Raw genomic sequence first — 25,336 nt, forward strand, 5'->3', positions numbered from 1 at the left:
TGGACCATGCCGGGCCGGATCGTAAGTTTTGTCATGAGTGGGGGCGTCGGCTCACGGCTGTGGCCGCTCTCGCGCGAAGACAATCCCAAGCAGTTCCATGACCTTTCGGGCGACGGCTCCATGCTCGCGAAGACTGTCCGACGCCTCAAGGCGCGGCAGGAAGGCGAAACGCCGATCTACCTGATCGCTTCCGAACGACACGCCGACCGCGTTATCGCGGACATCGGTCCGCTCGGCCTGCACGGCGGCAAACCGATTTTCGAGCCCGTCGGCCGCAATACCGCCGCCGCGGTCGCCATAGCCACCTTGCAGACGATCTCCGAGCATGGTGGCGACGCGCTCGTGCTGGTGGTCCCCTCCGACCATGAGATATCGACCGAAACGCAATTCTGGGAAACCGTCGAGGCTGGCAGGCCTGCCGCCGATTCAGGAAGCATTGTCGTGTTCGGCATCAAGCCGACACATCCCGAGACCGGGTACGGTTACATCGAGGTTTCGGCGAATGGTGGTGGAGTTGCCGCCGTTTCGCGTTTTGTCGAAAAGCCAGATGCCGAGACAGCCGGCCAATATGTGTCTTCGGGACGATTCTACTGGAATGCCGGCATCTTCCTGTTTCGCGCCGACACGATGCGGCAAGCATTCCTCGACCTCCGACCCGACATCTGGGAAAGCGCGGAACGGGCCTACAAGACCGCACGGGTCGACGTCTCGGGTATTTACCTGCCCCAGGGCTTTTACTCGGCTGTCCCTTCAACATCGATCGACTACGCAGTCATGGAGCATGCACGCGGTATCGCGATGGTTACGGCTTCCTTCCGCTGGAACGACCTCGGATCGTGGCAATCACTGCTCGAAGCCAGCCCGACGGACCGCAACGGCAATGTCGTAATGGGCGACGTCATCGCCATGGATTGCGGCAGCTCCTACCTCAGAAGCCAGGGCAGGCTGCTGACCGTTATCGGAATGAAGGACGTGGCGGTGGTGGCGACACCGGACGCGGTGTTCGTCGCTCCCGTCAGCCACAGCCAGAACGTGAAGAAAGTCGTCGAACAGTTGGAGAAGAGCGGACGCCTCGAGACGAAGTTCACGGCGTCGGAAGACCGGGTCATCATCAGCGGGTCATGGCGCAAGCGCGTCGAGCACTGGCTCTTCGAGGAGACCCTACCGCTGTGGTCCACTGCAGGTGTCGACGATGTGTACGGTGGCTTCCACGAGGCGCTCGGTTTCGATGCAAGGCCGTTAGGCAAACCCAAGCGCATGCGGACGATGGCTCGCCAGATCTACGCTTTCGCGGTGGCCAAGGAACGCGGCTGGGACGGACCTGCCGACAAGCTGATCGACCACGGCATCGACTTCATCGCAAAATACGGCCGGACCGACCGCGGCGGCTGGGTGCGCACGCTGAATGCAAACGGCAGCGTGGCTGACCGGGCGGAGGACGCTTACGACCATTCCTGCGTGCTCCTGGCACTTGCCCATGCTCACCGATGTGGCCATCAAGAAGCCCTGCGGCTTGCACAAGAGACATTCCAATTCATCGACGTCCATCTTGAAGACGACAGCCTGAACGGTTTCCTCGAGACCCCGGGCTGGAAGGGGGTGCGGTTCTCGAACCCGCACATGCATATGCTGGAATCCTTCCTTGCCTGGCATAGCGTCACCGGCGACCGTGCATATCTGCGTCGAGCGGCACGCGTCATCGATCTCTTCCGGTGCCATTTCTTCGACCAGGAAAGCTGGACGCTTGGGGAACATTTTGACGTCGATTGGCTGCCATTGCCGGGTGACAAGGGACAGTGGACCGAACCGGGGCACCATTTCGAATGGGCCTCGCTCCTCGTCGATTTCGCGCGGGCGAGCGGGCAAAAGGACTTGGTAGCTTACGCAAGGAAGCTCTATTCGTCGGCGGTCGCCAGCGGATTGAACCGGGCCACCGGTCTGGCATATGCGGCCGTGTCGCGGCAAGGATTGCCTCTCGACCGGCTCTCCCGCAGCTGGCCGCAATGCGAGGCCGTCAAGGCGGCAGTCGCCCTGGACGGCATTGGTGGACCGGATCTGAAACCCGAGATCGAAGCTCGTGTCGCCCGCCTCTTCCGATGGCATATCGATCCGGCACCGCTTGGCTTGTGGGTCGACAGGATTGACGAGCGCGGAAGGTCATTGGCGACGGAGGTCCCCGCGAGCATCTTCTACCACCTGGTGACGGCGTTGATGCAGTATCTGGACAAGACTGGAGGACAGGTCGAACCTTTCCCGCTGTCGGCTTTGGATATTGGCAAGACCATTCCGAAGCAGGGTTACGGCTGACCAGGCGCGATATCAAGAAGCAGGCCGCATCGCCGCTCGGTCGGACAAGCGCGCCAAATGGCGGCTAGGATGCAGCCTTGGCTGCGCGCGCTGGCAGTGACCGCCTCGGGTCCTGACTGCTGCCGTCGGGCTGCTGAGCTAGAAGTGCCGAAGATATGAATATCAGGTTCTCGCCGCTCACGAGGCTATCCATGCTCCTTCCGTTGAACAACGAGTACACGAACGTCAGGCAGCCTCGGCCAGGAAACATGAAGTCGTGCGGTTCGACGACAATGCACGGCACCTCCTCGAGAACCTTGCCGCAGTCGCGAGTTGCCTCCAGTTCCGCGCCTTCAATATCCATCTTAAGCATCAGCAATCTTGTCCTGGGCAATTTGGCAAGAAGGCTCCGTAGGGTGATCGACGGAACACCTTGGCCGTCTGATACTGATCTGGCCCACGAAGAACTCTCGCTGTTGACAAGCGCAACCTCACCGTCATGGCTCCAGAGCGCACCGTAGACCGGCATGATCCGCTCTAAACCGGCGCAGTTTGATGTTAGCATTTCAAACGCTTGACGGTCCGGTTCGATGGCCATCACGATGGCATCGGGATATCGGTCTCCAAGGAAGATCGACGAGTAGCCAACGTTGGCGCCCGCATCCACAATCACGGGTACTAGCCCCGTTTTTCTCCATTTTTTCGCGAGGCGGTTAAGCGCGGCGTGGCCTACCTTACCGATTTCATATTCGCAATGCCCAAAAACCTGGGAGGCGACAAACAAGTCGCTGTCGGTAGGTCTGATCAACAATTCATGATTATTGCAGCGAACTTTCATAGCCGCACCTATTCCCAATGCGCGGCGCAGCAGCACTGAGATCGATTTCCTCCAGCCGATGGCGCGGGCGAGCCCATCTATGTGATGGAGCTTTGCATGGAACTTTTGGTTCATGGCCAGAGTGTCGCCCAAGCTTCGGACAATCTCCACATACCCTAAGGGAGTAGGCAGTCAGGGTCAGCGCGACAGCAATCCCGCGCCGGCACAATGATGCCCAAGGGAGTAGCAGCTACGGCGAATTCGGTAGCCCTTGCCTCTGTGTCGCGGCTGCAAACCGGGATAGTATGCTCGTAGGATATGCCTGAAAGAAAGCGGCGAACGACCTCCCCATCCCAGAGCTGCGGCCAACTCGTCGAGGCGTTGTAATTTTGAGCCTGTGAACCTTCTTGTCCGAACGGTTGAGACGCAACTATGGCAAAAAAAAAATCGCGTGCCAGACCCAGCGGTGATCTCCTGAAACTGCTTGCTACCAGGCCGAGAGCGGTTGCGCTTGCTGCGCTGCACGTGAGTGAATCCGTGCTGCTGGAACTCGAGGCATCCCAGCTGTTGTCAGCAGCAGAGATCAGAGGATTGCTCAAGGACGCGTCAACGACGCTACGCAATGCCGCCGATCAAGTGGACAACCGCAGCTGTGCCGTTGCCAGCGAAATAGTCGAGTCCATGCGGGAAAATTTCAAGAGAAACAAAACCTGACCAGCGCCCGGAGCGATTTCGAATCGCGGCTTCGGCAAGCAAGCCGAACTTGTAAACTTCAACGAAAAGTGGCGGTCACGACACAATGCACTCGAAAGTTACCATTGACCGTATACTCATCGCATCAAATCTGATGTACATTCCATCGGAGGGGAAAGGAATTTGGGGCGGGGTTGTAAATGACGTATGCTTCACATCCCCCTTTGCGCGGAAGTGAAAATCGTCCATCGTACGTCGGACTCAACGACGACGATATGGCACTTATCAAGGCACTGGGGTTCACGCCGAAGCGATATCCAGCGGAGACGGTCATCGTCAGTCAGGGCGAGGCCAGCGATCGCGTATTCATTGTCGAGTCGGGCTGGGGTTGCATTTCTCATGAGCTCGCGGGCGGGCAGCGGCAAATTCTGGATTTTGCCCTGAGAGGCGATATCGTCCTGCCTCAGTCATACCCAGGCAGCGCTCTTGAAACGTTTGTGGCTCAAACCGACCTTTTGGTGCTGGTGGCTTCGACCAAGACATTTACCCTTGCTGCCATGAAGTCGCCCCACCTCTTCTCCCTTATTCTCGACACCCTCGTGTATCACGGAGCGGTTATCGCTCAACATCTCACCAATGTGGGACGACGCAGCGCTTTGGCGCGGACGGCGCATCTGTTCCTCGAACTGAGGGCGCGTCTGGAACGAATCGGCTGTGTCACCCGCAACAGCTATGAATGCCCTCTCACCCAGTACGATCTCGCGGACGCTCTCGGCCTCACTCCGATCCATGTCAATCGAATGCTGCGGGAACTGCGCGAGCGCAAGTTGCTCGAATTCCGCCAAGGCCATGTTCGCGTGCTCGATCAACCGGGCCTGACGAAGTTTGCTGGATTCGAGCACGAATATATCGAAAATTGAGGCATATCGGCCTCGGCACCCGACGTTTCTCCAGTAGAGGAAACCGTGTGCTTTGAGAATAGCGGCCATTTTTAGGCACTCTCTCGCATCGCCAGGTACCGGCTAACAACATTGATGCTTGAGACCTGCCCCCATGCTCTGCCAATGTGCGGGCGAGCCGCAAAAAGCGATTTTTCGCGCCTTCCACAGCCGGCTCTAGAATTTCGATCGCAAATCACGCTATGATGCGCGTGGCATTCGCCGGGACGGCTTCGCGCCCCCTCGAATGCCGGGGAGGACGGGACATGGCCATCGTGCTTGTACTCGTTTTGATCGTCGTGGGCTCGGTGTTGTTCCACTTCATGAGCCCATGGTGGTGGACTCCGATTGCCTCTAATTGGGACTACATCGACAACACCATCATCATCACCTTCTGGATCACCGGCATCGTCTTTTCCGCTGTCGTGCTGTTCATGGCCTATTGCGTGTTCCGCTTCCGTCATCGGGAAGGCAGCCGGGCGGCCTACGAACCGGAGAACAAGCGGCTCGAATGGTGGCTGACGATCGTCACCGGAGCAGGCGTCACCGCCATGCTGGTCCCCGGCCTGTTCGTCTGGAGCCAGTTCGTCAACGTTCCCAGCGACGCAACCATGGTCGAAGTCGTCGGCCAGCAATGGCAGTGGAGTTTCCGCTTGCCTGGCAAGGACGGCAAGCTCGGCACATCCGACACGCGCGACGTCACCGCAGAAAATCCGCTGGGCGTGATCGCCAAGGATCCCAACGGCCAGGACGATGTCGTGGTCGAAGCGGCCGACCTGCATCTGCCGGTCGGCAAGCCGGTCAAGATGTTGCTGCGCTCGATCGATGTGCTGCATGATTTCTATGTGCCGGAATTCCGCGCCAAGATGGACATGATTCCGGGCTCGGTCACCTATTTCTGGTTCACCCCGACCAAGACCGGAACCTTCCAGGTCCTGTGCGCCGAGCTTTGCGGCCAGGGTCATCCGATGATGCATGGTGTCGTCATGGTCGACACCGAGCAGGACTATATGGCCTGGCTCGGCCAGCAGCAGACGTTCGCGCAATTGTCGGCACCCCTGCAAACCGGGTCGACACAACCGGCGCCGGGCAACGCGACGGTGTCAGCTCTAGAAGTTGCGGCAAAACTCGAAACTGTCGGGTCCCGCTAAAAAGGGCACGGAGGTGCTCCTATGGTCGATATCACGCCTGCAGATGCCGTACCGCCCGCCGAAGTCGCGGAAATGGAACTCTACCATCCGCACAGTTGGTGGACGAAGTATGTCTTCTCGCAGGACGCCAAGGTCATCGCCATCCAGTATTCGGCAACCGCTACGGCCATCGGCCTGGTGGCGCTGGTGCTGTCCTGGCTGATGCGGCTGCAGCTCGGCTTCCCCGGCACCTTCAACTTCATCACTCCTGAAGCCTACTACCAGTTCATCACCATGCACGGCATGATCATGGTGATCTACCTGCTCACCGCACTCTTCCTCGGCGGCTTCGGCAACTACCTGATCCCGCTGATGGTCGGCGCCCGCGACATGGTCTTTCCCTATGTCAACATGCTGAGCTACTGGATCTATTTGCTCGCCGTGCTGGTTCTGGTGTCGAGCTTCTTTGCGCCCGGCGGACCGACGGGGGCCGGCTGGACGCTCTACCCGCCGCAAGCCATCATGACCGGCACGCCCGGTGGCCAGGAGTGGGGCATCATCCTGATGCTCGTGTCGCTGATCCTGTTCATCATCGGCTTCACCATGGGCGGCCTGAACTATGTCGTGACCGTGCTGCAGGGCCGCACGCGCGGCATGACGCTGATGCGCCTGCCGCTGACCGTCTGGGGTATCTTCACCGCCACCGTCATGGCGCTGCTCGCCTTCCCGGCGCTGTTCGTCGCCTGCGTGATGATGCTGCTCGACCGCGTGCTCGGCACCTCCTTCTTCATGCCGGCGGTGGTCGAGATGGGCGAACAACTGCAGCACAATGGCGGCAGCCCGATCCTGTTCCAGCATCTGTTCTGGTTCTTCGGCCACCCCGAGGTCTACATCGTGGCGCTGCCGGCCTTCGGCATCGTCTCCGACCTGATCAGCACCCATGCGCGCAAGAACATTTTTGGCTACCGGATGATGGTCTGGGCCATCGTCGGCATCGGCGCGCTGAGTTTCGTGGTCTGGGCGCATCACATGTATGTCAGCGGCATGCACCCCTATTTCGGCTTCTTCTTCGCCACCACGACGTTGATCATCGCCATCCCGACCGCCATCAAGGTCTACAATTGGGTGCTGACGCTGTGGCGCGGCGACATCCATCTCACCATACCGATGCTTTTTGCCATGGCCTTCATCGTCACCTTCGTCAATGGCGGGTTGACCGGGTTGTTTCTCGGCAATGTCGTCGTCGACGTTCCGCTGTCGGACACGATGTTCGTCGTCGCCCATTTCCACATGGTCATGGGCGTCGCCCCGATCACCGTGATTTTCGGGGCGATCTACCACTGGTACCCGAAGGTCACCGGCCGGATGCTGAACGAGACGCTGGGCCGGTTCCATTTCTGGGTTACGTTCCTCGGCGCCTATCTGATCTTCTTTCCCATGCACTATCTCGGGCTGATGGGCGTTCCGCGGCGCTACAACGAACTGACCGACATGGCGATCATGACGGAGTCGGCCCATCACCTGAACTCCTTCATCAGCATCATGGCGTTCATGGTCGGCTTTGCTCAGATCGTCTTCCTGTTCAACCTGATCTGGAGCATCCGCCACGGCCGCGATGCCGGCGGCAATCCATGGCGGGCGACCACACTCGAATGGCAGACGCCGCAGACACCGCCGGCGCATGGCAATTTCGGCAAGGACCTGCCGATCGTCTATCGCTGGGCCTATGACTACAGCGTGCCGGGCGCCAAGGAGGACTTCATCCCGCAGAACATGCCGGGCGGTCCCTCGAGGGAGCCGGCATGAGCGTCATCCTGGTCTTCCTGGCTGTGATTTTCGGCATTGCCGGGTGGTGGCTCTCCCACCAGCGGCTGATGGCAAAGCCATGGCTCGAGCAAGGCATGGCAGGCGACTATATCGCCCTCGACCGGTCGGCGCTGCCGACCGCCAAGATCGGCCTCGGCGTCTTCCTTGCCGTCGTCGGCTGCCTGTTTGCGCTGTTCACCAGCGCCTACTTCATGCGCATGGCACTGTCGGACTGGCAGCCAATGCCATTGCCGCGCATCCTCTGGCTCAACACCAGTGTGCTGGTCTTGAGCAGCATTGCGCTGCAATGCGCCTCGGTCGCGGCGCGCAAAGGCCAACTGGACACGGTCCGGCTCGGCCTAGCCACAGCCGCGCTCACCGCCCTCGCCTTCCTGATCGGACAGCTTATGGCATGGCGGGAATTGAGCGCGGACGGCTATTGGCTGGCCTCCAATCCCGCCAACAGTTTCTTCTATCTGATCACCGGAATGCATGGCCTGCATATCGTGGGCGGGCTGGTGGGCTTGAGCAGAACAACCGTCAGTGCCTGGAACGGGGCACGACCGGAACGACTGCGTCTCAGCGTCGAACTGTGCGCCATGTATTGGCATTTCCTGCTTTTCGTCTGGTTCGCCATCTTCGTTCTTCTGGCCGGCTGGGCCGCGACGTTCATCGACATTTGCCGACAGTTACTGACCTAGGAGGTCTGGGAGCATGGCAGAGACGACACTAACGCATATCGGCCAGACGGAGCCGCGGCCGGCGGGCTGGCAAGGCATTGCCGCCGACTGGTCTTCGGATCAGCGGGCGTTCAAGAACGTGTCCTGGGGCAAGGCCATGATGTGGATCTTCCTGCTCAGCGACACCTTCATCTTCGGCTGCTTCCTGATCTCCTACATGACCGCGCGTATCTCCACCCGCGTGCCGTGGCCAAATCCCAGCGAGGTCTTCGCGCTGCGCATCGGCGGCCAGGAAATCCCCCTGATCCTCATCGCCATCATGACCTTCGTGCTGATCTCGAGCAGCGGAACGATGGCCATGGCGGTCAATTTCGGCTACCGCCGCGACCGCCGCAAGACGGCGATCCTCATGGTTTTGACCGCAGCACTTGGCGCGACCTTTGTCGGCATGCAGGCCTTCGAATGGACCAAGCTGATCACCGAAGGGGTGCGGCCCTGGGGCAATCCATGGGGTGCCGCACAGTTCGGTTCGTGCTTCTTCATGATCACCGGCTTCCACGGCACCCATGTGACGATCGGGGTGATCTTCCTGCTCATCGTGGCGCGCAAGGTCTGGCGCGGAGACTACGACACAGAGCGGCCCGGCTTCTTCACCAGCCGCAAGGGCCGCTACGAGAATGTCGAGATCATGGGGCTCTACTGGCACTTCGTCGACCTGGTCTGGGTGTTCATTTTCGCATTTTTCTATCTTTGGTGAGAGGACGATATGGCTGAAGCAACCGCAAACGGCCTGGGGCAACACGCTCTTCACCCTGCTCATGACGCGGCAGCAACCGGCGGCGCCCATGCAGAGGTTCACCAGGAACACCCGATCAAGCTCTACATGGTGGTCTGGGCATGGCTGTTCATCCTCAGCACCTGCTCCTATCTGGTCGACTATTTCGGCCTGCACGGCTATCTCAGATGGTCGCTGATCCTGATCTTCATGATCCTGAAGGCCGGGCTGATCGTCGCCGTGTTCATGCACATGGCCTGGGAGCGGCTGGCACTGATGTACGCGATCATCCTGCCGCCGGTTTTCGTGCTGGTGTTCGTGGCACTGATGCTGTTCGAAGCGGATCACACGCTTCTCACCCGTGTGACGTTTTTCGGCGCCGGGCCCTGATACGCAAACTGGATTTGGGGCTTGGTCGACCGAGGCTGCCTGCAGTTGGGGTCGGGCCGTGCTGCCTTGAAACAAGGGGCGCCTGATCCATCTTGCTATTGTCGGAAACGATCGGAGGAGAATGATTGCCCTCGTTTCCGATCCGCCGCGAACTCCAGCAGGGAGGCCGAAGATGACGATCGCAAACAGACTGAAGGACTACATTGACGGGAGAGGAATCTCCTACGACACCGTCGCCCACCATCGCACATCGACGAGCAGGCAGTCCGCTATTGCCGCGCATGTGCCCGGCAGCATGATGGCCAAATCGGTGGTCGTTCACCACGAACTCGGCTATGCGCTGGCCGTGGTCCCAAGCACGCACAGAATCGAGCTCGGTACACTGCAGGACGTGATGGACAGGCGTCTTGGGCTCGCCTCCGAAGACGAGGTGGTCTCACTCTTCGGCGATTGCGACACCGGCGCCATTCCGCCGATCGGCGCGGCCTACGATGTCCCGGTGATCCTCGACGACAGCCTCGGCGAGGCCGCCGACATCTATTTCGAGGGCGGCGACCACAGGACTCTGGTGCATGTCAGCGGCAAGGATTTCCGCAACCTGACCATGGACGCACGTCACGCCCGCTTCAGCCACGCTGCCTACTGAAAAATCAACCGGCTGCACCGGAACTCTCGCCGGTGCAGCCGAGCCGGATATCGTCAACTCGTCGGCCTGACCGGCGCCGGGGATTCCACGACCTTGCGGTAGACATGCCAGGTGGCGTGACCGAGGATAGGCAACACCACCGCCAGACCCGCGAACACCGGTATCGAGCCGATGATCAGGCAGACGGCGACGATCACCCCCCAGACAGCCATCACAATCGGGTTGGCCAGGACCACGCGCACCGAGGTGTGGATGGCCTCATAGGCGCCCACGTCGCGGTCGAGCAACAGCGGGAAAGCGACGACTGTGGTGCACAACACCACGGCGGCGAAGACGAAGCCGATGGCATGACCCAGGATAATCAGCGTCCAGCCCCGGCCGGTGGCGAATATCTCATTGATGAAACCGGATATCGATGTCGGCGGCGCCGGGCCGAAGAGAGACTGGTAGAACAGCTGCGCCGTCAAAAGCCAGGCGATGAAGATCGCAAACAGCATGATCCCGACCGCCGCGATGGATGGCAGCGCCGGAGAATTCCTGATCTCGAAAGCGTGCTTCCAGGAGGCGTCGATCCCGGCTTCCCGTCTGCGGCTGATTTCATAGAGGCCGATCGCCGCGAACGGACCGATCAGCGCAAAACCGGACACCAGCGGAAACAACAACGGCAACGCATTGGCGCCCGACGTCCAGGCAGCCAGCACGACGCCGACCAGCGGATAGATCAGGCAGAGAAAAACGATGTGAGACGGTTTGACCATAAAATCGTCGACGCCGCGCTTGAGCGCATCAAAAAGGTCGGAAACGCCGATTTTTCGAATTTTAGTGTGTTCCAGCGTCTCGCTGGCGCCTGCTATCACGTGAAAACTAGTCATGCCCGTTCCTCCAGATCAGGTCCGGTTAGGTCGCGGTTTCACGGTGCCGCCGTTTTGCATGACTGGCCACGCAAACCGCGACCTGCACCGTCATCAACATACTCTTTTGCATGGGGTTTGTCGCCCTTTTGTCGGAAGGGCCGGCAGGGTCATGCACCGGCTGCAACCGGCATGAAGGCGCGCATGGCGATGGTGTCGGCAAGCAGCATGGCAAAGATCGCGAACAGATAGAAAATCGAATAGGCAAACAGCGCCTTTGCCGGTTTCATGTCCTGGTCGGCAATGACCAGAACCTTCCAGGCCTGCCAGATGAAACCCGCGCCCAAGGCAGCCGAAGCAATCCCGTAGAATCCGCTGGCGAACCCAAACGCCCAGGGCAGCACGCCGATCGGCGCCAGTACCAATGCATAGGCGAAGATCTGCCTTCGCGTCGAAGCCTGGCCGGCCACGTTCGGCATCATCGGGATGCCGGCCGCGGCGTAGTCGCCGGTCTTGAACAGCGCCAGCGCCCAGAAATGCGGTGGCGTCCACAGGAAAATGATCAGAAACAGGATGAGGCTTTCAATGCCGACGGCGCCGGTGGCCGCCGCCCAGCCGATGACAGGAGGAAGCGCGCCCGCGGCGCCACCGATGACGATGTTCTGCGGCGTCGAGCGTTTCAGCCACATCGAATAGATGACGACGTAGAAGAAGATGGTGAAGGCCAGCAGCGAAGCAGCGAGCCAACCCACCAGCAGGCCGAGTGTCATCACCGAGAATGCGGAAAGCACCAGGCCGAAGCCGAGCGCCTCGCCCGGCATGACACGGCCCGACGGAATCGGCCGTTTTGAGGTGCGCGACATCAGAGCGTCGATATCGGCATCGTACCACATGTTGAGCGCCCCGGCCGCGCCTGCTCCAACCGCAATGGCGCCGATGGCGATCACGGCGATGACCGGGTTCATCCCGCCCGGCGCCACCATCAGACCGACGAAAGCAGTAAAGATGGCCAGCGCCATGACCCGCGGCTTCAACAGCGCAAAGAAATCACCAGCCGTCGCTTCCGAAAGGCGGACGTCGGTATCCTTGAGGCTTTCCTTGACCGACATTTTGAGACGACCAGCAGTGGAAACCGGCAGCCGAGCCGGCCGAAGAGCCAGGCTATTTTGAGAATTGCTTCAGATAGGCGATGACGTTGGCGACGTCCTCGTCCTTCTTCAGGCCGGGAAACGCCATCTTCGTGCCTTTGACCATGGCCTTGGGATCATGAAGGTAGGTCGTCAGCGTCGGTTCATCCCATTTGACCCCGGATGCGCCGGCCGCGATCATGGCCTCGGAATATTTGAAATCCGGATGCGTTCCGGCTGTCCGACCGATGACGCCGTGCAACGACGGACCGATCTTGTTCGTGTCCTCTTCTGCGATGTGGCAGACCTTGCATTTGGTGAAGACCTTCTCGCCTGCCGCAGCATCCTGGGCCTGCGATGAATTCGAGATGAAGGTTGCAACGGATATGGTGGCTAGGAATGCTATTGCACGCATGGCATCTCCTCACTGATCGCCAATATTGCCAAGACGATCTGCGCGCGCCGGTATATGCACCGACATGCGCCTTGCGCCACAGAACGGAATATCCGCTCCTCCCTTGTGGCCCTACGACATGTCAGTACCACAGAATTTGGCCGGCAGATAGAAGATGTCAGCCTTGCGCCGCGCTGCCCAACCTGCCTTCCAGAAGATCGCGTCGCTGTTGCAAGGCGTCGGAGACAAATTTGGTAAAGGCATGCACGCGTGCCGTGCGGCGCAGATCATCATGCACAAGCACCCACAAGGCCGAACCGATCTCCTCGATCAAGCCGCCGACCCGCACAAGTCCTGAAGCACCATCCCCGAGATAGCAGGGAAGCACGGCCACCCCCGTTCCGGCGCGAGCTGCATGAGACATCGTCACCAGGGAATCGGCGCGGAAGGCAATTTCGGCATCCGGCAGCGACGAACGCATCCACCGGGCAACGCCTGTATTGGCGAGACTGTCGTCAGGGGCGATCCAGCGCAACAGACCGAATCTGGGCTCTGATGGCAGCGTCTCGACATAGGACGGCGCCGCGTAGGCGGCGAAGGCGACGCCCGAAATGCGCCTGCCGACCAGAATTTCCTGCGGCTGCGATACCGGTCTGATCGCCACGTCCGCGTCGCGGTGTGTCAGATTGGCTATGGAATTCTGCGTCGTCACCTCGACCCTAATGCCAGGTTGGAGATCCCGAAACGCAGCCAGGATCCGAGGCAGCACCGACACCATCAGCGTATCCGTGGTGGTAACCCGCAATTTTCCTTCGAACCTGAGGTCCTGCCCCGACAGTTTGCGCGCCAGTTCATTGACCGTTTCAGCCATTTTGCGCGCAGCACCCAGCAATTCCTCGCCGCCGGCGGTGAGCGCGTAGCCCGTCGGCAATCTGTCGAAAAGGCGGATGCCAAGCCGCTTCTCGAACGCATTGACGCGCCTCAGCACAGTGGTGTGGTTCACACCAAGAATCCGCGCCGCTGCCGCCAGTGAAGCGCCGTCGGCGACGGCCAGCACCATGCGCAAATCTTCCCAGTCGATATGGTCGCGAGAGCTGTGCATTTCCGCAGAAAGATAGGGAAACGATTGGCAGTTGGCGAGCCAAATGCCGAATAGGCCTCTGCAAAAACGCACAACAGATGGGCAAATCGGCAGATCGATATGCGAATTCGCGCACGCCATATAGGCCATCGCAACTGTCGCGCGACCCAAAATCAAGGGCTGATAAATTGGAAATCCTCTTCATACCCCTGGCGCTAGTCGCCGGTGGCCTGCTCGCCGTGCAGGCCGGCGCCAACGCACAACTTTCAAAGGCCGTCGGCTCGCCCTTTGCCGCAACGCTACTTCAGCTCTCGGTCGGCGCCATCGTGCTGCTGCTGATCACGGTCCTCACCGGAACGATGCCGGCGCTGCTGGCCATTCGCAGGGCCGAATGGTGGCACGCGGTCGGTGGCACGGCCTCGGCTTTCTATGTCGTTTCGACCATCCTGCTCTTCCCTCGCCTCGGCGCCGTCGTGTCTGTCGGCCTGTTCATCGCCGGGCAGATGCTTGCATCGTTTGCCCTCGACACATTTGGCTGGCTCGGACTTCCTGAGGCCGGCCTGCAAGCCGGCCCCTCCCTTGGCATGCTCGTCGTGCTCGCCGGTGCGACCCTCATCGTTCTGGGACAGAAGGGGGCGGCGGACAATCTGGCGCCGTCGAAACCGGGCTGGATCGGACTGGCGCTTCTGGCCGGCGCCGTATTGCCGGTGCAAGGGGCCGTGAATGCCTTGCTGCGGCATGACCTTGGCGGCACGCCGTTCGCAGTCGGCACCATCTCATTCCTGGTGGCGACGCTGGCAATGGCCGCGGTGCTTCTGGCCGCACTTGCATGGACAAAGACTGCTCGCCCTCGCCTCGCAGGCGTTTCCTCGATGCCCTGGTGGGGCTGGCTCGGAGGGTTTGCCGGCGCGACCTATGTCACGACCGTGTTCACCGCCATCCCGGTGATCGGCGCGGCGGCAGCCGTCGGCCTCACGGTGGCCGGCCAGCAGGTCGCAAGCATTTTCGTCGACACGCTCGGCTGGTTTCACCTGCCGCAGCGGCTGGTGTCGGGCATGCGGCTCGCCGGCGTCGTTCTACTGCTAGCCGGGTGCATCATCATCAAGGCGCTCTGATCCCGGTCAGCCATCCTGCCGACTACGAGAAAGGCCGCCCCATGGGGGCGGCCTTTTTGTGATCCTGTCGTCAGGCGCTTATTCGGCGTCCTTGGTGGCCTTTTTCTTCGGCGCGGCCTTCTTCTTGGGCTCTTCCGTGTCGTCGGCCGGCTTGGCGTCAGCCTTCTTTGCAGCGGCTTTCTTCGCCGGCTTTGCCTTGGCGGTCTCGGCCTCGTCGTCGTCAGCCATCAGCTCTTCCTTGCTGACCTTGACGTCGGTGACCGAGATCTGGCCGAGCAGATGATCAACCACCTTCTCTTCGAACATCGGCGCGCGCAACGTGTTCAGCGCTTCCGGATTGCTACGGTAGAACTCAAAGGCTTCCTGCTGCTGGGCGGCCGGATAGCGGCGCACCTGCTCGAACAGGCCGCGCTGCAATTCCTCGTCCGTCACGGTGACGCCGGCCTTCTCGCCGATTTCGGCGAGAACCAGACCGAGACGCACGCGGCGCTCAGCAAGCCGCAGATATTCGGCGCGCGCCTCTTCTTCGGTCGTCTCTTCGTCGGCGAAGCTGCGGCCGGCAGCTTCGAGATCGCGATTGACCTGGGTCCAGATGTTGTTGAACTCGGCATCGACGAGCTTTGACGGTGCCTCGAACGAGTAGGAGGCGTCGAGCTGGTCGAGCAGCTGGCGCTTGACCTTCTGGCGCGTCATCGAACCGAACTGGTTCTCGATCTGGGTACGCACGATTTCACGCAGGCGCTCCAGCGACTCGAGGCCGAGATTCTTGGCCGTCTCGTCATTGATCTCCAGCGCACCGGGCTTGGACACTTCCTTGACGGTGACGTCGAAGGTGGCTTCCTTGCCGGCCAGATGCGCCGCCTGGTAGTTTTCCGGGAAGGTGACCGTCACCTGCTTCTCGTCGCCGGCCTTGGCGCCGATGAGCTGATCCTCGAAGCCGGGAATGAATTCCTTGGAGCCGAGCACCAGCGGCTGATCCGTACCGGCGCCGCCCGAGAAGGCTTCGCCATCGATCTTGCCGACATAGTCGATCGACACGCGGTCGCCTTCGGCGGCCTTGCCGGTCTTCGGCTCGTAGCTGCGTGCCGATTCGGCAACGCGCTGAACCTGCTCGTCGATCTCGGTATCCGGCACGTCGAACACCTGGCGCGTCACCTTGATGTCGGAGAAATCCTTGATCTCGATCGACGGGATGATCTCGTAATTGATGCTGAACTCGAAGTCGGCGCCGCCGGCCAGGATCTTCTCGGCTTCCTTCTCGTCCTCGGTCATGATCACTTCGGGCTGCATGGCGGCCTTTTCGCCGCGCCCGGTGATGATCGAACGGGTCGAATCGTTGAGGATCTCGTTGACCACTTCGGCCATGAACGACTTGCCATAGACCTTGCGCAGGTGCTGCACCGGCACCTTGCCGGGACGGAAGCCGTTGATGCGGACCTTGTTGCGGGCGTCCGACAGCCGCGCCATCAGCTTGGCTTCCATGTCACCCGCCGGCACGGTGATCTTGATCTCGCGCTTGAGACCGGAGTTGAGCGTTTCGGTGACCTGCATCGTAAAACCTTTTTTTCACCAATGAGGCTGCAAAACGGCTCCTGCCGTTTACAGCCTGCCGGTATAATCTTGCCGGGAATGGCTTTTGGTACGGAACCTGGCGATTTGACCGCAAAAGCGGCTCAAATTCTCCCAAACTGCGCTCCAAAATGTGAATAAGTCTTTGTTTTTCCTACTTCTTATCACATTCTGCAGAAGCGGATCGTCGCGTCCCGTCACATTTGACACGCCTTTTGTCACAGGCGCGGCTAATTTTCAACCACCTTCGCGTTGCAGCGAATGACCGCCATTTTGGCCCTGACATTGACAGAATGATGGCTACATGGGATTGCCGGGCCACGCGGGTATGGCGGAATTGGTAGACGCACCAGATTTAGGTTCTGGCGTGAAAACGTGGGGGTTCGAGTCCCTCTACCCGCACCACCCTTCGCTCTTCGAGCTTGGGGTGGCAGTCCACCAGAAGGAGTGTCCTTCGCAGCCTGGCGTAGGAGGACTGGCGGCGACGCCCTACGCTTCAAACACCTGCCCAGTAAACCACTCTGCCAACCTCGCCCAGTTCAGGCCCCAGCACGCAGTCAGTGCCGATTGGCGACACAAGCGTCGAAAACTCGGCAAACAGACATCCATTCGTCTAGTAGAGCGGTTCCTCGAACAGCGTCTTGTCGCCGTCCATCAGCGCCTTGATCTGCGCGGTGCCGTCGGCCGCGATGGCGGCGCGGATGCCGAACGGCCGCACCCGCATGTCGTTCTGGATCGCCATCCCCTCGCCTTCCGGAAGGTAGAAGCGCTCGATGCCGTAGTCGGGCCGGATCGTCGCGCCGCTCTCGCGCAGGTCCCAGCCCTCGGCGACATGGCCGACAATATCGACCTCGTCGGGTGCGGCCGGCGCCTGCTCTTGCCCGAACCAGGCGGTGGTCGGCTGCCAATAGCCCTCAGCGCCCTTTTTCAACCTGACCACGATCGACGTGTCGTCGGTTGAGAATTTGCCGACCGGAATGTTGGCTATCAGCTTCACCGGTATGCCCGAAATCTCATAGCCGAGGAAAATATAGTCGCCGCGCAGGAGGTCGCGCGGATCGATCGGCTCGACCTTCAAAAGGACTTCCTTGCCATTGCGCAGGATCGCCGCCCGTCCGGCGATGATCCAGCTCAAAAAACCGATCTGGACGAGCGCCAGCACCAGCGCCGAGATGATGAGTTTCTTGCCGGTCATCATGCGTTCGCTCCTTCAACGCGCGGCGCCTTCATGCGCTTTTCAATGCGGATGATGATCAGCGCCAGGATGCCGAGCAGAACCGCCGCCGCCAGGAAGAAGCCCGCCGTATCGAGCATCGATTGCAGCATCACGACATAGATGATGGCCAGTTCGAAGGCGAAGCCGGCATAGGCCACCCAGCGCAGGCCCCTGCTCTCGCGGCCACCCAGCATGATGGCGGCGACAATGCCGGCGAGCGCAACGACCGAGGCAAGTGCGAAGCCGCTGCTATGGGTATCCGCCACTTCGAACTGGATCATCGCCAGACCGGTGAGAAAGCCGATCAATGCGTGCAAGGGCAGCCGGCCGCCAAGCTGCACGATCCTGTCGACGGGTTCGGCGAAGAAGGTCGCCGCCGCGAAAAGCAGCGCCGAGGCGACCACCAGCGGAATGGCGACCTGCAGCGTATCGTAGTCCATGACAAACAGCACAAGGTAGAAGAGTACCGACAGGATAATCAAATGCCGCGCTGCCTGGCTGCGCGTCCAGTACGAGATGGCGAACAGCACCAGCGCCATGACGACGAAGAAATGCGGAAATTCCGTCTTGCGGAAATAGTCGAACCCTTTGAGGAACAGCCAGGCATCGGCAATGCCGACGGCAGCGACGGTCAGCGGGTTCGAGCGCAGCGCGACTGCGGCCAGCGCGGTACCGGCACCCCAGGTGATCAGGGCGGAGGCTTCGTCGCCGGACAAGTGATACATCTGGCCGATCAGCGCGATCGAGCCGCCGAACGCCGCCGCGGCCACGATCCACAGCGCCTCGCCGATCGCTGCATGGTCGCGCGTTTTCAGGACAGCACCACCGACATAGCCGGCGAGGATGATGGCAAACAGCGCCAGGACGCGCGCCAGCCGGGGAATGGCTTCCCAATTGGCGGCGACGAAAATCAGGATCGCGGCGCCGAACAACAGCGCCGCCATCATAGCCAGGATCGAACCGAAGCTCAGCGACTTGCGCTCGTTTGCTTCGACGTCGCGCGCCAGCGCATCGGCGGTTGGCGCGTCGATCAGGCCGCCCGCTCGCCAGCGTGCGATATCCGCCCTGACCCGTGACGAATAGCTCGCCATACCCCATCTCCCCCAGCCTGGTCTTTTTTTAGCCGATCCCGCCAAGCCGTTGACGCTACGGCATTTTCCGATTCGGGTTTCTTTGTGTCGAAGCCGTGAACGCGCGTTAATGTTGCATTGCACAATTTGCATTGCTGCCATGCACCAATAGCGCTTTTAAATCGTTTTTAGCCCACCTATCTTCAGGTCGTACTGAAAGACGGAATGATCCGAAAGAAAGACGAAACGAGAAATACCATGAACCTGATCCGCAACTACCGCAACTGGCGCCGCTACCGGGACACCGTTTCCGAGCTGAGCCGCCTGAGCACCCGTGAACTGACTGACCTCGGCATCAGCCGCAGCGACATCCACTACGTCGCTCGCAAGGCGGTCTAATCCTTTCGGGCCGCAAATGGTCCGAACCAATTCTAAGAGAGAACGACAATGAACCTGATCCGCAACTATCGTAACTGGCGCGTTTATCGCGACACCGTTAACGAGCTGGGTCGCCTTTCGAACCGCCAGCTCCATGATCTCGGCATCGTCCGCGACGAGATCAAGCACGTCGCCCGCAAGGCGATCTGAAGTTAAGGAATTTCGCCAGGGTCGACCTCCTCCCCGACCCTGACGGATACGGTCAGCCTTCACCTCCTCCCGAGGGTTGACCACCAAAACGGCGCCCGCCGCACCTCCTCCCGCGGCGGGCGCTGTTTCCAAAGCGAACGCAGTTCGTCTTCCAAAGGGTTTCGCCCCTTTTAAAAATGGCGAAAGAGATTTCGTCAAAGCCGACCTCCTCCCCGGCGATGACGAATACGGTCGATCTTCACCTCCTCCCGAGGGTCGACCCCAAAAACGACACCCGCCGGACCTCCTCCCCCGGCGGGTGTTGTTGTTTTCAGGGCAGGCTTCCCCTCGCCGGTCTGCAGCGCGGCAATTGCAATCGCCGCTGCAAGCGATTATTCCGGCGCTCATGAGCAAAAATCCAATCCACATCATCGGCGGCGGCCTCGCCGGATCCGAAGCGGCATGGCAGGCGGCTGAAGCCGGCGTGCCGGTAATCCTGCATGAAATGCGACCTGTGCGCGCCACCGATGCGCACAAGACCGATGGTCTGGCCGAGCTCGTCTGCTCCAACTCCTTCCGTTCGGACGACGCCGAAAACAATGCCGTCGGCCTGTTGCACGCCGAAATGCGGCTGGCCGGCTCGCTGATCATGAGCGCCGGCGACGCGCACCAGGTGCCGGCCGGCGGCGCGCTCGCCGTCGACCGCGACGGATTTTCGCAAGCGGTGACCAAAAGGCTCGAAGCGCATCCGCTGATCACCATAGAGCGCGAAGAAGTACCCGGCCTGCCGCCGGCGGACTGGGACCAGGCGATCATCGCCACCGGCCCACTGACCGCGCCTTCGCTCGCCCAGTCGATTGCCGAGACGACTGGCGCCGATGCGCTCGCCTTCTTCGACGCCATCGCGCCAATCATCCATTTCGACACCATCGACATGGACATTTGCTGGTTCCAGTCGCGCTACGACAAGGTCGGCCCCGGCGGCACCGGCAAGGATTACATCAACTGCCCCATGGACAAGGAGCAGTATCTTGCCTTCGTCCAGGCCTTGGTCGACGGCCAGAAAACCGAATTCAAACAATGGGAGGGCACGCCCTATTTCGATGGCTGCCTCCCGATCGAGATCATGGCCGAACGCGGCGTCGAGACGCTGCGCTATGGGCCGATGAAGCCGATGGGGCTGACCAATGCCCACAACCCGACGGTCAAGGCCTACGCCGTCGTGCAGCTGCGCCAGGACAATGCGCTGGGCACGCTCTACAACATGGTCGGTTTCCAGACCAAGCTGAAGCATGCCGAGCAGGTGCGCGTGTTCCGCACCATTCCAGGCCTGGAAAACGCCGACTTCGCCCGCCTCGGCGGCCTGCACCGCAACACCTACATCAATTCACCGACCTTGCTCGACGCCTCGCTGCAGCTGAAGTCGCGGCCCGGCCTGCGCTTTGCCGGCCAGATCACCGGCTGCGAGGGTTATGTCGAGAGCGCCGCCATCGGCCTGCTCGCCGGCCGCTTTGCCGCCGCCGAACGGCTCGGCCATGCGCCGTCGCTGCCGCCGTTGACCACCGCCTTCGGCGCGCTGCTCAACCACATCACCGGCGGCCACATCGTTTCCGACGACGAGCCGGGAAAACGCTCCTTTCAGCCGATGAACGTCAATTTCGGCCTGTTCCCACCGGTGGAGGCGCCGAAGACCGAGGGCAAACGCATGCGCGGCAAGGACAAGACGGTTGCCAAAAGGCACGCCATCACATCGCGCGCTCGCGCCGATTGCCGGCAATGGTTGGGGCTGCCGGCGCAAGCGGAAACAGCCGAAGCGGCGGAGTAAGGTTCGCTACTCCGCAGCCTTGATGCTGGCCACAGCTTGAAGAATTCCAGCTACGATTGACGTCTGGCTGACCAGCCTTGCGACGCGCGGCGCAACAACAGCCAATGCCGGCGCAACGCCGAAAGCCGCGCCACGCCGTTGAGCGGTGAATGGCTTTCCATCTTGCCGAGATAGGCGCGCGTCAGCGTCAGCGGCAGGAATGCCGGGCGCAGCGAGACCGGCAAAGTAGATGCTCCCTGCTCGAAAGCGGAAAGATGCTCCCGCGCCAGCGCGATCATTGCCGCCACCGCACGGTTCGCACCCGGCCCGCCATCGCCTGCAACAAACTCTTCCGGCGACGAGCCTGCCGACGCCAGGATGTCGGCCGGAACAAAACTTTGTCCCCGCTTGCGATGCAGCGGCAGCAGAAGCAGCAGGCCGGTCATCGCCTGCGCGCAACCCGCCCTGCCCGCCAGTTCGGCAAAGCGCGGCGCTTCGACGGGATCGAGCACCATCGCCGCGAACTGGATGAGGGCGGCTGCCGTCTCACCGCAATAGCCTTCGAGATCGGTGCGCGACGGCATCGGGTCGTCATAGAGATCGAAGATGCGCGCTTCGAGCATATTGTCGAATGCCGGCTTTGGCAGGCGATGAGCGGCAATCGTCGCCTTCAGCGCGTCGGCGACAGGATGGCCAACGCCATCATCGTCCGCGGCGATGACGTCGCGCCACCATTGCAGCCGCACTTCGCCCGGCAATGCTTCATGGATGCGATCGCGAATGCCTGCAATCTCGGCGTTGAAGGCATAGAGCGAAAACAGCGCGTCGCGTCTGTCCGCCGGCGCATAGAGCGCTGTGAGATAGCGGTCGTGGTCGGCGGCGCGCACCGCGTCCATGACGATCTTGCCGGCATCAGCCATCTCAGTCGACGGCGATCAGCGCGGCGGCCACGGCGCGGTCTTCCGCCAAAAGCACATTGTAGGTCCGCACTGCCGCTCCGGTCGACATCGGATCGGATGAAATGCCCGCCGCTTTCAGTGCCGCGCGCAGCGCTGCCGGTAACGGCCTGAGATCCTTGCCGCAGCCGACCAGCAGGATCTCCACCGTGCCGGCCTCGGCCAGCAACTTTTCGAAATCCGCCGCCGTCAGCGCCAGGGGGTCGGCCGGCTCCCAGCCGTAAATGCCTGAGGGCAGGCACAGCAGGGAGCCGCGATGCGACATGTCGGCGAAGCGGAACCCGCCATTGCCATAGGCCTCGATCGGCGCGCGGCCGGGGAAATGCGCCTCGCGGATGACGATGCCTTTTGCCACGAGCGCAGCGTTCGTCAGGTCGCCACGGCTTTGCCGTTGCCGACCGGCTTCTCGTCGTCAGCCGTCGTGGCCTGCGGCCGCAACTTGAACAGGATCAGCAGCGGCGCGGCGATGAAGATCGACGAATAGGTACCGAAGACAACGCCGAACAGCATCGCCATCGTGAACGAGCGGATCACCTCACCGCCGAACAGCACCAGCGCCAGCAACGCCAGGATCGTCGTCACCGAGGTCAGCGTCGTTCGCGACAGCGTCTCGTTGATGGCGTTGTTCAACAATTGCGGCAGCGGCATGCGCTTGTATTTTCGCAGATCCTCGCGAACGCGGTCATAGACGACGATCGTGTCGTTCAGCGAATAGCCGATGATGGTCAGGATCGCCGCCAGCGAGGACTGGTTGAATTCAAGCCCGGTGATGACGAAGAAACCGAGCGTCATCACCACGTCGTGGACAGTCGCGACGATGGCGCCGACCGCGAACTGCCATTCGAAACGGAACCAGACATAGACCAGGATGCCGAGCAGCGCGACCAGCATGGCGATCGTGCCTTGCTTGGCCAGTTCGCCCGAGACCGTTGGACCCACCACTTCGACGCGGCGGAAGTCGTACTGGTCCTGCAACTCGCCGCGCACCTTGTCGATGACGGTCTGCTCGGCGTTCTCGCCGCCGTCCTGCGTGCCGACGCGGATCAGCACGTCGTTCGGCTCGCCGAACTGCTGCACCTGCACTTCGCCGATGTTGAGTTCCGTCAGCCTGCCGCGGATATCGGCAAGATCGGCATTGCCGGTCTTGGCCTGCACCTCGATCAGCGAGCCGCCCTTGAAGTCGATGCCGTAGTTGATGTCGACGGTCAAAAACAGCACGACCGAGAGGATCGAAAGCGCGCTCGACAGGGCGAATGTCCAGCGGCGAATGCCCATGAACGGGATCTTCGTGCCGGCCGGAATGAAGGTCACCGGCGCCCGCGGCAACTCCTTCGGACGCGCCCGGCGCAGCCAGATCGACACCAGCAGACGGGTGAAGGTGAAGGCGGTGAAGACCGTGGTCAGGATGCCTATGGCATAGGTGATGGCAAAGCCCTTCACCGGCCCGGTGCCGAGATAGAACAGCACCACGGTAGCAATCAGCGAGGTGATGTTGGAATCGACGATGGTCGCCAGCGCCTTGGTGAAGCCGGTGTCGATCGCCTGGATCACAGAGCGGCCGTTTCGCCGCTCCTCGCGAATACGCTCATAGATCAGAACGTTGGAATCGACCGCCATGCCGATGGTCAGCACGATACCGGCAATGCCGGGCAAGGTCAGTGTCGCGCCAAGCAGCGACAACAGTCCGACGATCATCGCCACATGCACCGCCAGCGCGATGTTGGCGAGGAAGCCGAGGAAGCCGTAGGCGACGAACATGAAGGCGACGACGAGGATCGAACCGATGATGCCGGCAACCTTGCCGGCATGAATGGAATCCTGGCCAAGACCCGGACCCACCGTGCGCTCTTCGATCACCGTCAGCTTGGCCGGCAGCGCGCCGGCGCGCAGCAGCACGGCGAGGTTGTTGGCGGTCTCGGCGGTAAAACTGCCGGAAATCTGGCCGGTGCCGCCCAGGATCGGTTCGCGGATCTGCGGCGCCGAAATAACCTGGTCGTCGAGCACGATCGCGAACAGCTTGCCGACATTCTGCGAGGTCGCCTGGCCGAAGCGCGCCGAGCCCTTGGAGTCGAAGCGGAACGAAACCACCGGCTCGTTGGTCTGGGAATTGTATGTCGCCTGCGCGTCGACGAGGCTTTCGCCCGAAACGATGACGCGGTTCTCGATCAAGTAGGGAACTGGCGGATCGTCCTGCGAGTAAAGGATCGAGGAGCCTGCCGGCGGACGACCGTTGAGCGCGTCCTGCACCGACATCGAGGGGTCGACCATCTGGAAGTTCAGCTTGGCGACGGTGCCGAGCATGTCCTTCAGTTTCTGCGGATCCTGCAGGCCTGGCACCTGGACCAGGATACGGTCATCGCCTTGCCGCTGCACGATCGGTTCTGTCGTGCCCAGCGCGTTGACGCGGCGTTCGACGACCTCGATCGACTGCGCCAGCGCCGTCGCCGTGCGGTATTTGATGCCGGCGTCGGTGACGGTGAATTTGAGCAGGCCGGGCTCGCTGTCGTCCAGCGTCATTTCCTGGATGGATCCGCCGCTGAACAGGCCCGCGGCAACAGGATCGGTCAAGGACTTCAACGCCGTCTTGGCGGCTTCCACCTGCGCGGGATCGGTGATGCGGACCTGCACGGTCCGGCCCGATCCGGCAAGGCCGGTATAGCCGAGCTTGGCATCGCGCAGCAGCGTCCGGATTTCGTCTCGCGTCGTCTCCAGCCGGTCCTTGATCAGATCGTTCGGATCCATCCGGAGCAGGATGTGCGAACCGCCCTGCAGATCGAGACCGAGCGTCATCTGCCGCTTCGGCACCCAGTTGGGCAGTTGGGCCAGCGTGCTGGCGGGGAAGAGATTGGGCGCCGCGAGAAGCACTGTGATGGCCACGGCCACCCAGATCAGGATCATCTTGAAGCGCGAAAAATATAACATTGTCTATCGTCCGTTCAGGCGTACAAGCGGCTGCGTTCCGCCTACAATTCGGTTATTTCTTGGCGTTCTGGTTTGCCACCGGCTCGCCCTTGACCCGCACATCGACGATCGTCGAGCGCAGCGCCGTCACCTTGGTTCCGCCGCCGAGATCGACTTCGAGCTCATGGTCATCGATCACCTTGGTCACCTTGCCGATAAAGCCACCGCCGGTGACGACCGTGTCGCCACGGCGAACCGCCGCCAGCATGTCGGCGCGCTTTTTCAATTGCGCGCGCTGCGGCCGGATGATCAGAAAATACAAGATCGCGAAAATCGGGATAAACGGCACGATGAGGTCGAACATCGGGCCGAGCGGGGTCAGCGAGGGTGCCGCAGCCTGGGCGAATGCCGGTGTGACGAACATCAAGAACTCCTGAATACGGAAAAAAGGCCACAAAACGGCCCCGCCAAATTTGGCCGGAATATAGTCGGTAAAGTTGCCAATGCAACTGCGCGAGCCGGCA

Annotated in this window: 25 protein-coding genes and 1 tRNA gene; 14 read left to right on the forward strand and 12 right to left on the reverse strand. The window is 61.2% G+C overall.

Annotation, left to right across the window (positions count from 1 at the left end):
• The first annotated feature begins 6 nt into the window (after nucleotides 1–6).
• Nucleotides 7–2,307, forward strand: coding sequence for an AGE family epimerase/isomerase (locus AC1DXN_RS24915; RefSeq protein ID WP_477270009.1), 2,301 nt, complete (start codon nucleotides 7–9; stop codon nucleotides 2,305–2,307).
• Between the two features lie 64 nt (nucleotides 2,308–2,371).
• On the opposite strand, the gene AC1DXN_RS24920 is transcribed toward AC1DXN_RS24915, so the two are convergent.
• Nucleotides 2,372–3,256 carry an FkbM family methyltransferase gene (locus tag AC1DXN_RS24920; RefSeq protein WP_477269916.1) on the reverse strand — a complete coding sequence of 295 codons (885 nt, stop codon included), beginning with the start codon at nucleotides 3,254–3,256 and terminating at the stop codon, nucleotides 2,372–2,374.
• Nucleotides 3,257–3,535: 279 nt separating this feature from the next.
• Between AC1DXN_RS24920 and AC1DXN_RS24925 the strand changes: the two genes are divergently transcribed.
• The 8 genes from AC1DXN_RS24925 to AC1DXN_RS24960 all read left to right on the forward strand — a co-directional run bounded on the left by AC1DXN_RS24925 (nucleotide 3,536) and on the right by AC1DXN_RS24960 (nucleotide 10,161).
• A complete protein-coding gene (locus tag AC1DXN_RS24925) occupies nucleotides 3,536–3,817 on the forward strand; it encodes a hypothetical protein (protein WP_477247516.1) in 282 nt (93 codons plus the stop codon).
• Between the two features lie 254 nt (nucleotides 3,818–4,071).
• The gene (locus AC1DXN_RS24930) at nucleotides 4,072–4,716 is read left to right on the forward strand and encodes a Crp/Fnr family transcriptional regulator (RefSeq protein ID WP_477269918.1); all 645 of its coding nucleotides are present in this window, start codon (nucleotides 4,072–4,074) and stop codon (nucleotides 4,714–4,716) included.
• A 284-nt stretch (nucleotides 4,717–5,000) separates the two neighbouring features.
• Complete coding sequence (locus AC1DXN_RS24935; protein ID WP_477247520.1) at nucleotides 5,001–5,885, forward strand: cytochrome c oxidase subunit II; 885 nt, start codon at nucleotides 5,001–5,003, stop codon at nucleotides 5,883–5,885.
• 21 nt (nucleotides 5,886–5,906) lie between these two features.
• Nucleotides 5,907–7,670, forward strand: coding sequence for a cytochrome c oxidase subunit I (locus tag AC1DXN_RS24940; protein ID WP_477269920.1), 1,764 nt, complete (start codon nucleotides 5,907–5,909; stop codon nucleotides 7,668–7,670).
• Nucleotides 7,667–8,371, forward strand: coding sequence for a cytochrome c oxidase subunit 3 (locus tag AC1DXN_RS24945; protein ID WP_477269922.1), 705 nt, complete (start codon nucleotides 7,667–7,669; stop codon nucleotides 8,369–8,371). The genes AC1DXN_RS24940 and AC1DXN_RS24945 overlap by 4 nt, the downstream gene beginning before the upstream one ends.
• Nucleotides 8,372–8,384: 13 nt before the next feature.
• Nucleotides 8,385–9,107 carry a heme-copper oxidase subunit III family protein gene (locus AC1DXN_RS24950; protein WP_477247526.1) on the forward strand — a complete coding sequence of 241 codons (723 nt, stop codon included), beginning with the start codon at nucleotides 8,385–8,387 and terminating at the stop codon, nucleotides 9,105–9,107.
• A gap of 9 nt (nucleotides 9,108–9,116) precedes the next feature.
• Complete coding sequence (locus AC1DXN_RS24955; protein ID WP_477269924.1) at nucleotides 9,117–9,515, forward strand: cytochrome C oxidase subunit IV family protein; 399 nt, start codon at nucleotides 9,117–9,119, stop codon at nucleotides 9,513–9,515.
• A gap of 172 nt (nucleotides 9,516–9,687) precedes the next feature.
• A complete protein-coding gene (locus AC1DXN_RS24960; RefSeq protein ID WP_436260332.1) occupies nucleotides 9,688–10,161 on the forward strand; it encodes an aminoacyl-tRNA deacylase in 474 nt (157 codons plus the stop codon).
• 53 nt (nucleotides 10,162–10,214) lie between these two features.
• Here AC1DXN_RS24960 and AC1DXN_RS24965 read toward each other — a convergent pair whose 3' ends face one another.
• The 4 genes from AC1DXN_RS24965 to AC1DXN_RS24980 form a co-directional block, all read right to left on the reverse strand.
• Nucleotides 10,215–11,033 (reverse strand): DUF2189 domain-containing protein, encoded by an 819-nt coding sequence (locus AC1DXN_RS24965; RefSeq protein WP_477247531.1) that lies wholly within the window; start codon nucleotides 11,031–11,033, stop codon nucleotides 10,215–10,217.
• Between the two features lie 149 nt (nucleotides 11,034–11,182).
• On the reverse strand, nucleotides 11,183–12,121 hold the full coding sequence (locus tag AC1DXN_RS24970; protein ID WP_477269926.1) for a heme o synthase: 939 nt from the start codon (nucleotides 12,119–12,121) through the stop codon (nucleotides 11,183–11,185).
• Nucleotides 12,122–12,173: 52 nt separating this feature from the next.
• Complete coding sequence (locus tag AC1DXN_RS24975; RefSeq protein WP_477269928.1) at nucleotides 12,174–12,554, reverse strand: c-type cytochrome; 381 nt, start codon at nucleotides 12,552–12,554, stop codon at nucleotides 12,174–12,176.
• Between the two features lie 157 nt (nucleotides 12,555–12,711).
• Nucleotides 12,712–13,764, reverse strand: a complete 1,053-nt coding sequence (locus tag AC1DXN_RS24980; RefSeq protein WP_477269930.1) for a LysR family transcriptional regulator — start codon at nucleotides 13,762–13,764, stop codon at nucleotides 12,712–12,714.
• Between the two features lie 38 nt (nucleotides 13,765–13,802).
• Between AC1DXN_RS24980 and AC1DXN_RS24985 the strand changes: the two genes are divergently transcribed.
• Complete coding sequence (locus AC1DXN_RS24985) at nucleotides 13,803–14,729, forward strand: DMT family transporter (protein WP_477269932.1); 927 nt, start codon at nucleotides 13,803–13,805, stop codon at nucleotides 14,727–14,729.
• Between the two features lie 78 nt (nucleotides 14,730–14,807).
• Here the strand turns inward: AC1DXN_RS24985 and tig are convergent, their stop codons facing one another.
• Nucleotides 14,808–16,280, reverse strand: coding sequence for a trigger factor (tig, locus tag AC1DXN_RS24990; RefSeq protein ID WP_477269934.1), 1,473 nt, complete (start codon nucleotides 16,278–16,280; stop codon nucleotides 14,808–14,810).
• Nucleotides 16,281–16,620: 340 nt separating this feature from the next.
• Between tig and AC1DXN_RS24995 the strand changes: the two genes are divergently transcribed.
• Nucleotides 16,621–16,703: transfer RNA gene (locus tag AC1DXN_RS24995), tRNA-Leu, on the forward strand.
• Between the two features lie 208 nt (nucleotides 16,704–16,911).
• On the opposite strand, the gene AC1DXN_RS25000 is transcribed toward AC1DXN_RS24995, so the two are convergent.
• Complete coding sequence (locus tag AC1DXN_RS25000; RefSeq protein WP_477269936.1) at nucleotides 16,912–17,496, reverse strand: GDYXXLXY domain-containing protein; 585 nt, start codon at nucleotides 17,494–17,496, stop codon at nucleotides 16,912–16,914.
• Nucleotides 17,493–18,605: a DUF2157 domain-containing protein gene (locus AC1DXN_RS25005; RefSeq protein WP_477269938.1), complete on the reverse strand. Its 1,113-nt coding sequence runs from the start codon at nucleotides 18,603–18,605 to the stop codon at nucleotides 17,493–17,495. The genes AC1DXN_RS25000 and AC1DXN_RS25005 overlap by 4 nt, the downstream gene beginning before the upstream one ends.
• A 237-nt stretch (nucleotides 18,606–18,842) precedes the next feature.
• On the opposite strand from AC1DXN_RS25005, the gene AC1DXN_RS25010 reads away from it, so the two are divergent.
• The 3 genes from AC1DXN_RS25010 to trmFO all read left to right on the forward strand — a co-directional run bounded on the left by AC1DXN_RS25010 (nucleotide 18,843) and on the right by trmFO (nucleotide 20,976).
• Nucleotides 18,843–18,983 carry a DUF1127 domain-containing protein gene (locus AC1DXN_RS25010; RefSeq protein WP_091596947.1) on the forward strand — a complete coding sequence of 47 codons (141 nt, stop codon included), beginning with the start codon at nucleotides 18,843–18,845 and terminating at the stop codon, nucleotides 18,981–18,983.
• Nucleotides 18,984–19,031: 48 nt separating this feature from the next.
• A complete protein-coding gene (locus AC1DXN_RS25015) occupies nucleotides 19,032–19,172 on the forward strand; it encodes a DUF1127 domain-containing protein (RefSeq protein ID WP_477247548.1) in 141 nt (46 codons plus the stop codon).
• Nucleotides 19,173–19,557: 385 nt separating this feature from the next.
• Nucleotides 19,558–20,976 carry a methylenetetrahydrofolate--tRNA-(uracil(54)-C(5))-methyltransferase (FADH(2)-oxidizing) TrmFO gene (gene trmFO, locus AC1DXN_RS25020; protein WP_477269940.1) on the forward strand — a complete coding sequence of 473 codons (1,419 nt, stop codon included), beginning with the start codon at nucleotides 19,558–19,560 and terminating at the stop codon, nucleotides 20,974–20,976.
• Nucleotides 20,977–21,026: 50 nt separating this feature from the next.
• On the opposite strand, the gene AC1DXN_RS25025 is transcribed toward trmFO, so the two are convergent.
• From AC1DXN_RS25025 to yajC, 4 genes are read right to left on the reverse strand one after another with little or no spacing between them, the layout of a single operon-like run.
• The gene (locus AC1DXN_RS25025) at nucleotides 21,027–21,875 is read right to left on the reverse strand and encodes a phytoene/squalene synthase family protein (protein WP_477269942.1); all 849 of its coding nucleotides are present in this window, start codon (nucleotides 21,873–21,875) and stop codon (nucleotides 21,027–21,029) included.
• A 1-nt stretch (nucleotide 21,876) separates the two neighbouring features.
• The gene (locus tag AC1DXN_RS25030) at nucleotides 21,877–22,266 is read right to left on the reverse strand and encodes an Mth938-like domain-containing protein (protein WP_477247554.1); all 390 of its coding nucleotides are present in this window, start codon (nucleotides 22,264–22,266) and stop codon (nucleotides 21,877–21,879) included.
• Between the two features lie 14 nt (nucleotides 22,267–22,280).
• The gene (gene secDF / locus AC1DXN_RS25035) at nucleotides 22,281–24,833 is read right to left on the reverse strand and encodes a protein translocase subunit SecDF (protein WP_477247555.1); all 2,553 of its coding nucleotides are present in this window, start codon (nucleotides 24,831–24,833) and stop codon (nucleotides 22,281–22,283) included.
• 52 nt (nucleotides 24,834–24,885) lie between these two features.
• Entirely contained in the window at nucleotides 24,886–25,236 is a 351-nt protein-coding gene (gene yajC, locus AC1DXN_RS25040; RefSeq protein ID WP_477247557.1) for a preprotein translocase subunit YajC, read from the reverse strand.
• Nucleotides 25,237–25,336: the final 100 nt, after the last annotated feature.

It is taken from the genome of Mesorhizobium sp. P2_H9, from assembly GCF_056403215.1.

What these genes read in the sequence shown, in the direction of transcription:
- AC1DXN_RS25015 (WP_477247548.1), top strand. Translation starts at nt 19,032, where the DNA reads ATGAACCTGATCCGCAACTATCGTAACTGGCGCGTTTATCGCGACACC.
- tig (WP_477269934.1), bottom strand. Translation starts at nt 16,280, where the DNA reads ATGCAGGTCACCGAAACGCTCAACTCCGGTCTCAAGCGCGAGATCAAG.
- AC1DXN_RS24940 (WP_477269920.1), top strand. Translation starts at nt 5,907, where the DNA reads ATGGTCGATATCACGCCTGCAGATGCCGTACCGCCCGCCGAAGTCGCG.
- AC1DXN_RS24960 (WP_436260332.1), top strand. Translation starts at nt 9,688, where the DNA reads ATGACGATCGCAAACAGACTGAAGGACTACATTGACGGGAGAGGAATC.
- AC1DXN_RS24970 (WP_477269926.1), bottom strand. Translation starts at nt 12,121, where the DNA reads ATGTCGGTCAAGGAAAGCCTCAAGGATACCGACGTCCGCCTTTCGGAA.
- secDF (WP_477247555.1), bottom strand. Translation starts at nt 24,833, where the DNA reads ATGTTATATTTTTCGCGCTTCAAGATGATCCTGATCTGGGTGGCCGTG.
- AC1DXN_RS25000 (WP_477269936.1), bottom strand. Translation starts at nt 17,496, where the DNA reads ATGATGACCGGCAAGAAACTCATCATCTCGGCGCTGGTGCTGGCGCTC.
- AC1DXN_RS24925 (WP_477247516.1), top strand. Translation starts at nt 3,536, where the DNA reads ATGGCAAAAAAAAAATCGCGTGCCAGACCCAGCGGTGATCTCCTGAAA.
- AC1DXN_RS24945 (WP_477269922.1), top strand. Translation starts at nt 7,667, where the DNA reads ATGAGCGTCATCCTGGTCTTCCTGGCTGTGATTTTCGGCATTGCCGGG.
- AC1DXN_RS24975 (WP_477269928.1), bottom strand. Translation starts at nt 12,554, where the DNA reads ATGCGTGCAATAGCATTCCTAGCCACCATATCCGTTGCAACCTTCATC.
- AC1DXN_RS24935 (WP_477247520.1), top strand. Translation starts at nt 5,001, where the DNA reads ATGGCCATCGTGCTTGTACTCGTTTTGATCGTCGTGGGCTCGGTGTTG.
- AC1DXN_RS24980 (WP_477269930.1), bottom strand. Translation starts at nt 13,764, where the DNA reads ATGGCCTATATGGCGTGCGCGAATTCGCATATCGATCTGCCGATTTGC.
- AC1DXN_RS24950 (WP_477247526.1), top strand. Translation starts at nt 8,385, where the DNA reads ATGGCAGAGACGACACTAACGCATATCGGCCAGACGGAGCCGCGGCCG.
- AC1DXN_RS24915 (WP_477270009.1), top strand. Translation starts at nt 7, where the DNA reads ATGCCGGGCCGGATCGTAAGTTTTGTCATGAGTGGGGGCGTCGGCTCA.
- AC1DXN_RS24930 (WP_477269918.1), top strand. Translation starts at nt 4,072, where the DNA reads ATGGCACTTATCAAGGCACTGGGGTTCACGCCGAAGCGATATCCAGCG.
- trmFO (WP_477269940.1), top strand. Translation starts at nt 19,558, where the DNA reads ATGAGCAAAAATCCAATCCACATCATCGGCGGCGGCCTCGCCGGATCC.
- AC1DXN_RS25025 (WP_477269942.1), bottom strand. Translation starts at nt 21,875, where the DNA reads ATGGCTGATGCCGGCAAGATCGTCATGGACGCGGTGCGCGCCGCCGAC.
- AC1DXN_RS25010 (WP_091596947.1), top strand. Translation starts at nt 18,843, where the DNA reads ATGAACCTGATCCGCAACTACCGCAACTGGCGCCGCTACCGGGACACC.
- AC1DXN_RS24965 (WP_477247531.1), bottom strand. Translation starts at nt 11,033, where the DNA reads ATGACTAGTTTTCACGTGATAGCAGGCGCCAGCGAGACGCTGGAACAC.
- AC1DXN_RS24955 (WP_477269924.1), top strand. Translation starts at nt 9,117, where the DNA reads ATGGCTGAAGCAACCGCAAACGGCCTGGGGCAACACGCTCTTCACCCT.
- yajC (WP_477247557.1), bottom strand. Translation starts at nt 25,236, where the DNA reads ATGTTCGTCACACCGGCATTCGCCCAGGCTGCGGCACCCTCGCTGACC.
- AC1DXN_RS25005 (WP_477269938.1), bottom strand. Translation starts at nt 18,605, where the DNA reads ATGGCGAGCTATTCGTCACGGGTCAGGGCGGATATCGCACGCTGGCGA.